6 protein-coding genes and 1 pseudogene are annotated in these 7,053 nt (G+C 66.0%); 3 read left to right on the top strand and 4 right to left on the bottom strand.

Going from position 1 to position 7,053, the window contains the following annotated elements; translation table 11 throughout:
• The 3 genes from EN745_RS25800 to EN745_RS25790 all read right to left on the bottom strand — a co-directional run.
• Window positions 1-532, bottom strand: a 532-nt coding sequence (locus EN745_RS25800; protein ID WP_145992132.1) for a pseudouridine-5'-phosphate glycosidase, incomplete at its 3' end; no start/stop codon positions are given.
• Between the two features lie 40 nt (window positions 533-572).
• On the bottom strand, window positions 573-1,517 hold the full coding sequence (locus tag EN745_RS25795; protein WP_127422573.1) for a carbohydrate kinase family protein: 945 nt from the start codon (window positions 1,515-1,517) through the stop codon (window positions 573-575).
• Between the two features lie 40 nt (window positions 1,518-1,557).
• Window positions 1,558-1,758, bottom strand: a complete 201-nt coding sequence (locus EN745_RS25790; protein ID WP_127422571.1) for a hypothetical protein — start codon at window positions 1,756-1,758, stop codon at window positions 1,558-1,560.
• A 41-nt stretch (window positions 1,759-1,799) separates the two neighbouring features.
• Between EN745_RS25790 and recA the strand changes: the two genes are divergently transcribed.
• The 3 genes from recA (at window position 1,800) to EN745_RS25775 (ending at window position 6,644) form a co-directional block, all read left to right on the top strand.
• On the top strand, window positions 1,800-2,900 hold the full coding sequence (gene recA, locus EN745_RS25785) for a recombinase RecA (protein WP_127422570.1): 1,101 nt from the start codon (window positions 1,800-1,802) through the stop codon (window positions 2,898-2,900).
• Window positions 2,901-3,138: 238 nt separating this feature from the next.
• Complete coding sequence (gene alaS / locus EN745_RS25780) at window positions 3,139-5,805, top strand: alanine--tRNA ligase (RefSeq protein WP_127422569.1); 2,667 nt, start codon at window positions 3,139-3,141, stop codon at window positions 5,803-5,805.
• Window positions 5,806-5,855: 50 nt separating this feature from the next.
• Complete coding sequence (locus EN745_RS25775; protein WP_245487834.1) at window positions 5,856-6,644, top strand: PhzF family phenazine biosynthesis protein; 789 nt, start codon at window positions 5,856-5,858, stop codon at window positions 6,642-6,644.
• 66 nt (window positions 6,645-6,710) lie between these two features.
• Here the strand turns inward: EN745_RS25775 and EN745_RS36305 are convergent.
• Window positions 6,711-7,053, bottom strand: a pseudogene (locus EN745_RS36305) (hypothetical protein); the annotation flags it as partial.

Raw genomic sequence — 7,053 nt, 5'->3', positions numbered from 1 at the left:
TCTCCAGCACTTCCAGCGTCTTTTCGATGTCGAGGATTGCCTTGGCGCCGGCCGACACCACGATGACTGGCGTGCGCGCCAGCTCGTCGAGGTCGGCCGAGATGTCGAAGCTCTTTTCAGCGCCCTTGTGCACGCCGCCGATGCCGCCGGTGGCGAACACCTTTATCCCGGCCATATGCGCGGCGATCATCGTCGCGGCGACGGTGGTGCCGCCGGTGCGCGCTTGCGCGACGGCAAAGCCGAGATCGGCGCGCGACAGTTTCATGGCGTCGCCGGTCATCGCCAGCGATTCGCGCTCGCCGTCGGAGAGGCCGATCTTGATGCGGCCGGCGACCACCGCGATTGTTGCCGGTACCGCGCCATTGTCCAGGATGATCTTCTCGACATTGGCGGCCATGGCGCCGTTGTCCGGATAGGGCATGCCGTGGGTGATGATGGTGCTTTCCAGCGCCACCACCGGCCGCCCGGCGGCGAGCGCCTCCGCCACCGGCGGATGGATGTCGATGAAGGGGCGGGCGGTTTCGGGCGTCATGATGGTCTCCAATCCGGAGCGCGCGGCGCTCCGGCCGCCCTCATGCCACTTCCAGCGCCCCCGGCACAAGGGCCAGCATTTGCGCGAAGTTGGCGGCGCTGAAGGCGGGTACCGCCTCGGTGCTTTCGATGGCCAGGATGGAGGCGGCAATGCCTTCGCGCAGTGCCGCGCGCAGCGGCAGGCCATTGAGCAGAGCGGCGACCGTCGCGCCGGTCAGCGCATCGCCGGCGCCGGTGACGTCGGCGATCCTACGCGGGGCGGGCGGGGCGATGGAGAACAGGCCCTCGCCGTCGAAGCCGAGCACCGGCTCGCCGCCGGCCGTCACCACGCCGCTCGTGAGCCCGGCGCGCCGCAGCCCGCCGACCAGATCGTGGCCATTCGCATCGTCGCCCAGGCCGGCAAGGGCGCCGGCCTCGCGCCGGTTCATGAACAGCACGGCCAGGCTGCCCAGCACCGGCATCAGCCGCACCACCTTGGCCGGCGAGATGGCGATGGCGAAGACCGGCTTGCCGGCGGCTTGCGCCACCAGCCGTTCCAGCGCCGCGGACGGCAGGTTCGCGTCGCATAGGAGGGCATCGGCGGAAGCGATCGCCTCGCGCACCTTGGCGCGGCGGATCTGCTTGGGGAAGGCGAGGTCGTAGAGCGCCATGTCGGCAAAGCCGACGATCAGCTCGCCGTCGCGGTCGATCAGCGCCGTGTAGCTCGGCGTCGTGCGGTCGAGGAACACCGCCGACAGGTCGACGATGCCGGCGCTCGCGATCGCCGTCGACACAGTCTCGGCCGCGGCGTCGCCGCCGCGCATCGACAGCAGCGAGGCCGAGACGCCGCGCTTGACCACACTGCGCAATGCGTTGAAGACGCCGCCGCCGACATCCTCGCGCATGGTGCCGGGATTCGAGGCAGCCGGCACGTAAGGGCCCGACACCTGGCCCCGCCGGTCGATATGGGCGCCGCCCACGGCAAGGATGTTGGGGGACTTCACCATCGTGGCGTCGATACCTTTGTTGATTGTCCGGCCGCGCACACTAGGTTTCTCCGCGCCGCCCCGCAATCAGCGCCGCGATTCGGGCCGGCCGGACAATGGAACCCTGCATGGCCGATTGGACGACGCCGCCGCCGTGTGTTGTAGGACATAAATAGAACAGATCAAGATATTGATTGTTTTTCAGCAACTTGATGCCTCTTGCCAAACGAGAACAAAAAAGGTACAAAATGGCAGGGATCACGGATTGTCCGGCCTTCATTGACGACCAAGGGGTGATGTATCATGGCTCAGAATACTTTGCGGCTTGTAGAGGATAAGGCAGTGGACAAATCAAAGGCTCTGGACGCGGCGCTGTCGCAAATCGAGCGCGCCTTCGGCAAGGGCTCGATCATGCGCCTCGGCGCCAATGAGCAGGTGGTCGAGATCGAAACCGTGCCGACCGGCTCGCTCGGCCTCGACATCGCGCTCGGCGTCGGCGGCCTGCCGCGCGGCCGCATCATCGAGATCTACGGGCCGGAAAGCTCGGGCAAGACGACGCTGGCGCTGCACACGGTGGCGGAAGCCCAGAAGAAAGGCGGCATCTGCGCCTTCGTCGATGCCGAGCACGCCCTCGATCCGGTTTATGCCCGCAAGCTCGGCGTCGACCTCGCAAACCTGCTGATCTCGCAGCCCGACACCGGCGAGCAGGCGCTTGAAATCTGCGATACGCTGGTGCGCTCCGGCGCCATCGACGTGCTGGTGGTCGATTCGGTCGCCGCGCTGACGCCGCGCGCCGAAATCGAAGGTGAGATGGGCGATGCGCTGCCCGGCCTCCAGGCCCGCCTGATGAGCCAGGCGCTGCGCAAGCTGACCGCCTCGATCTCGCGCTCCAACACCATGGTCATCTTCATCAACCAGATCCGCATGAAGATTGGCGTCATGTTCGGCTCGCCCGAGACGACGACCGGCGGCAACGCGCTGAAGTTCTATGCCTCGGTCCGTCTCGACATTCGCCGCATCGGCTCGGTCAAGGACCGCGACGAGGTCGTCGGCAACCAGACCCGCGTCAAGGTGGTCAAGAACAAGCTGGCGCCGCCCTTCAAGGTGGTCGAGTTCGACATCATGTACGGCGAGGGCGTGTCGAAGACCGGCGAGCTGGTCGACCTCGGCGTCAAGGCCGGCGTGGTCGAGAAATCCGGCGCCTGGTTCTCCTACAATTCGCAGCGTCTCGGCCAAGGCCGCGAGAACGCAAAACTGTTCCTGCGCGACAATCCCGACACAGCGCGCGAGATCGAAATGGCGCTCAGGCAGAATGCCGGGCTGATCGCTGAGAAATTCCTCGAGAATGGCGGCTCCGAGGGCGGCGGTGACGACGGTTTCGAGGACGAAGCCGGCGCCATGTAGGTGCCACAATCTCTGTTTATTAATATCTGCTTATGTAATTGAGTTCTTTAGTACCGCGTCCCGAACCGCCGGCCTTGTGCCGGCGGTTTGCGTTTCGGGCGATGCCCGGCTAGAGCCGGCAACAACCGGACTTTCCTCCAGTTCCGTGTTTCTGGACAGGCTGCGGCGTGATCGCTAAAAGGCCATGTCCATTTTGCCGTCGGCACCCCCGGCGGTTCTCTCGAAAAGGCAAGCATCCATGAGTGGCGTGAACGAGATCCGGTCGACATTCCTCGACTATTTCCGCAAGGAGGGTCATGAGGTCGTCGCGTCGAGCCCGCTGGTGCCGCGCAACGATCCGACGCTGATGTTCACCAATGCCGGCATGGTGCAGTTCAAGAACGTCTTCACCGGCCTGGAGAAGCGGCCCTATTCGCGCGCAACGACCGCCCAGAAGAGCGTGCGCGCCGGCGGCAAGCACAACGACCTCGACAATGTCGGTTACACCGCGCGTCACCTGACCTTCTTCGAGATGCTCGGCAATTTCTCCTTCGGCGACTATTTCAAGGAGCGCGCCATCGAACTTGCCTGGAACCTGATCACCAGGGAGTTCGGGCTAAAGAAAGACAAGCTGCTGGTCACGGTCTACCACACCGACGATGAGGCCGCCGGCTACTGGAAGAAGATCGCCGGCTTCACCGACGACCGCATCATCCGCATCCCGACCTCCGACAATTTCTGGGCGATGGGCGACACCGGACCCTGCGGGCCGTGCTCGGAAATCTTCATCGACCGCGGTGAACACATCTGGGGCGGCCCTCCCGGCAGCCCGGAAGAGGACGGCGACCGGTTCCTGGAATTCTGGAACCTGGTGTTCATGCAGTATGAACAGGTGACCAAGGAAGAGCGCATCGACCTGCCGCGCCCGTCGATCGACACCGGTATGGGCCTCGAGCGCATGGCGTCCATCCTGCAAGGGGTGGAAAGCGTCTTCGAGACCGACCTGTTCCGCCATCTGATCGATGCCGCCTCATCGGCGCTCGGGCGCGGTCCGGATGCGGACACCGTCGCATCGTTCCGCGTCATCGCCGACCATCTGCGGTCGTCCTGCTTCCTGGTGGCCGACGGCGTGCTGCCGTCGAATGAGGGCCGCGGCTATGTGCTGCGCCGTATCATGCGCCGCGCCATGCGCCATGCGCAGCTGCTCGGCGCCAGCGAGCCGCTGATGTGGAAATTGGTGCCGGCGCTGGTGCGCGAGATGGCTCAGGCCTATCCGGAGCTGGGGCGCGGCGAGGCGCTGATCACCGAAACGCTGAAGCTGGAAGAGACCCGCTTCCGCAAGACGCTGGCGCGCGGCCTCGGCCTGCTCTCGGAGGCAACCGAAAAGCTCGGCGCCGGCGACATGCTGGATGGCGAGACGGCCTTCAAGCTCTACGACACTTACGGCTTCCCGCTCGACCTGACGCAGGATGCGCTGCGCCAGCGCAGCATCTCGGTCGATCTGGCCGGCTTTACCGATGCGATGGAGCGGCAACGGGCCGAGGCGCGCAAGAGCTGGGCGGGTTCCGGCGACGCGGCCACCGAGACGGTGTGGTTTTCGGTGCGCGAGCAGACCGGCGCCACCGATTTCCTCGGCTATGAGACCGAGCAGGCGGAGGGCCTGGTCCTGGCGCTGGTCAAGGACGGCAAGGCCGTCGACAGCGCCGCGCAGGGTGACACGGTTGCCGTGATCGTCAACCAGACGCCGTTCTACGGCGAATCCGGCGGCCAGATGGGCGACACCGGCATTGTTTCCGGCGAAGGCTTCTCGATAGCGATCACCGACACGCAGAAGAAGGCCGACGGCCTGTTCGTGCATCTCGGCCGGGTGGCAAGCGGCACGGTCAAGACCGGCGCTGCCGTCGAGCTCAAGGTCGACCATGCGCGCCGCTCCAGGCTGCGCGCCAACCATTCGGCGACGCACCTCATCCACGAGGCCCTGCGCGAGGTGCTGGGCACCCATGTCGCGCAGAAGGGCTCGCTGGTCGCGCCCGAGCGCCTGCGCTTCGACATCTCGCACAACAAGCCGATCTCGGCCGATGAACTCGAGGAGGTCGAGCGCATGGCGAACGAGATCGTCGTGCAGAACAGCCCGGTGTCGACACGCCTGATGTCGGTCGATGATGCCATCGCCGAGGGCGCCATGGCGCTGTTCGGCGAAAAATATGGCGACGAGGTGCGCGTCGTGTCGATGGGCACCGGCCTGCATGGCGCCAAGGCCAACCGCCCCTATTCGGTCGAGCTCTGCGGCGGCACCCATGTCAGGGCGACCGGTGATATCGGCCTGGTGCGCATCGTGTCGGACAGCGCGGTCGCCGCCGGCGTGCGCCGCATCGAGGCGCTGACCGGCGAGGCGGCGCGCAAGCATCTCGACGAGCAGGACAAGCGGCTCAAGGTGATCGCTTCGACGCTGAAGATCTCGCCGGCCGACGTGGCGGCGCGCGTCGAGGTGCTGCTCGAAGAGCGCAAGAAGCTCGAAAAGGAGCTTACCGAAGCGCGCAAGAGGCTGGCGCTGGGTGACCGTTCGCCGGCCGGCGTGCCGGCCGAGAACGAGACCATCGCCGGCGTCGGCTTCCTCGGCAAGGCAGTCTCCGGTGTGGCGCCGAAGGATCTGAAGCCGCTGGCGGATGCCGGCAAGAAGACGCTCGGCTCCGGCGTCGTCGTCTTCGTCGGCGCCGGCGAGGACAACAAGGCAAGTGTCGTCGTCGGCGTCACCGACGACCTGACCACCCGCTTCAGCGCCGTCGACCTGGTGCGTGTGGCGTCCGCCGCGCTTGGCGGGCAGGGTGGTGGCGGCCGGCCCGACATGGCCCAGGCCGGCGGCCCCGACGCCTCGAAGGCCGAGGACGCAATTGCGGCGGTGAAGGCGGCGCTGGAAGCGGCGTGACCTCGTTTGAGGTCGCGATGCAGCCAAGCTAGCCATCCCGGGAGCGCGAAGTGACGACACTGACCATGGTCGACGCTTTCGCCGACCGGGCCTTCCACGGCAATCCGGCCGCCGTCCTCATCCTGGAGGACTGGCCGCCGGAAGATGTCATGCAGGCCATCGCCAACGAGAACAACCTTGCCGAGACCGCCTTTGCGCGGCCGAACGGTAAGGGCTGGGATCTGCGCTGGTTCACCCCGGTCCATGAAGCCGACTTCTGCGGCCACGCCACGCTGGCCACCGCCCATGTGCTAGCCCAGGAACATGATATTGCCGGCGACATGGCCTTCGCCACGCGGGTGGGCGAGCTGAGGGTTTCCGGGCGCGACGGCGCCTACCAGCTCGATCTGCCCTGCTTTCCGCCGCAGCCCGTGGACGCCGAGCTGGCGTCCGCGCTTCAGGATACCGTTTCGGCGCGCCCGGTTGCGAGCTTTCGCAACTTCGAGAACCTGTTCGTCGAACTGGCCGACGAGACCGCCGTGCGCTCCTTTGTCCCGGACCTGTCCGGGATTGCGACGTTCCACCCTCTCGGCGTGGTCGTCACCGCGCGCGGCGAGACCCATGATTTCGTGTCCCGCTACTTCGCGCCCGGCGCGGGCATTCCCGAAGATCCGGTGACCGGCTCCATCCACGCGACGCTGATACCCTATTGGTCCGAAAAGCTCGGCAAGACGGAGCTGTCGGCTTTCCAGTGCTCGCAGCGCGGCGGTCACTTATTGTGCGAGCTGGCCGGAGACCGTGTGCGCATCACAGGCCGCGCGAAGACCTTCATGAAGGCGGAAATCTATCTGCCCGACTGAACGGGCCCTCAGACTATGGTGCGGAAGCTTGAATGCCGCCGGGCTCTCGCGAGAGATCGGGCATGATCAAAGGAAGCCTTGGCCGGCCGTGTATTTCTGACGCAGGCGCCTGTAAAGCCACCTGAAATAGGGGAGGTTTCGCCTGCGGTGCACAAACACCGTTTGGCCGAACGGCTGCTCGCTCGCCGGCGCCGATGGATCGTGCCACTCCTGCGACGGGCTGCGAAAAATGGCGGCGCCCTGCTGCCTGGCAAGGATCGTCAGCACCGATTGATCGTGCCGATGCTCGACGAAGCCGGGCAGGTTGGGAAGGCCGTGGATGTTCGGCATGTCGGTCAGGCGAACCTCGATCGCCATGGCCGTCGACAGCAGCGAGAGGAAAGTCCTCGCTTCCGGCCCGGCGCGGTAG

The sequence above is a fragment of the Mesorhizobium sp. M4A.F.Ca.ET.022.05.2.1 genome, from assembly GCF_003998845.1.
Lineage (GTDB): Bacteria > Pseudomonadota > Alphaproteobacteria > Rhizobiales > Rhizobiaceae > Mesorhizobium.
This window is presented reverse-complemented; position numbering and strand designations above follow the sequence as displayed.

Excerpts from the sequence above, each read along its gene's own strand:
- EN745_RS25795 (WP_127422573.1), bottom strand. The coding sequence starts at position 1,517 with ATGGTGAAGTCCCCCAACATCCTTGCCGTGGGCGGCGCCCATATCGAC.
- recA (WP_127422570.1), top strand. The coding sequence starts at position 1,800 with ATGGCTCAGAATACTTTGCGGCTTGTAGAGGATAAGGCAGTGGACAAA.
- alaS (WP_127422569.1), top strand. The coding sequence starts at position 3,139 with ATGAGTGGCGTGAACGAGATCCGGTCGACATTCCTCGACTATTTCCGC.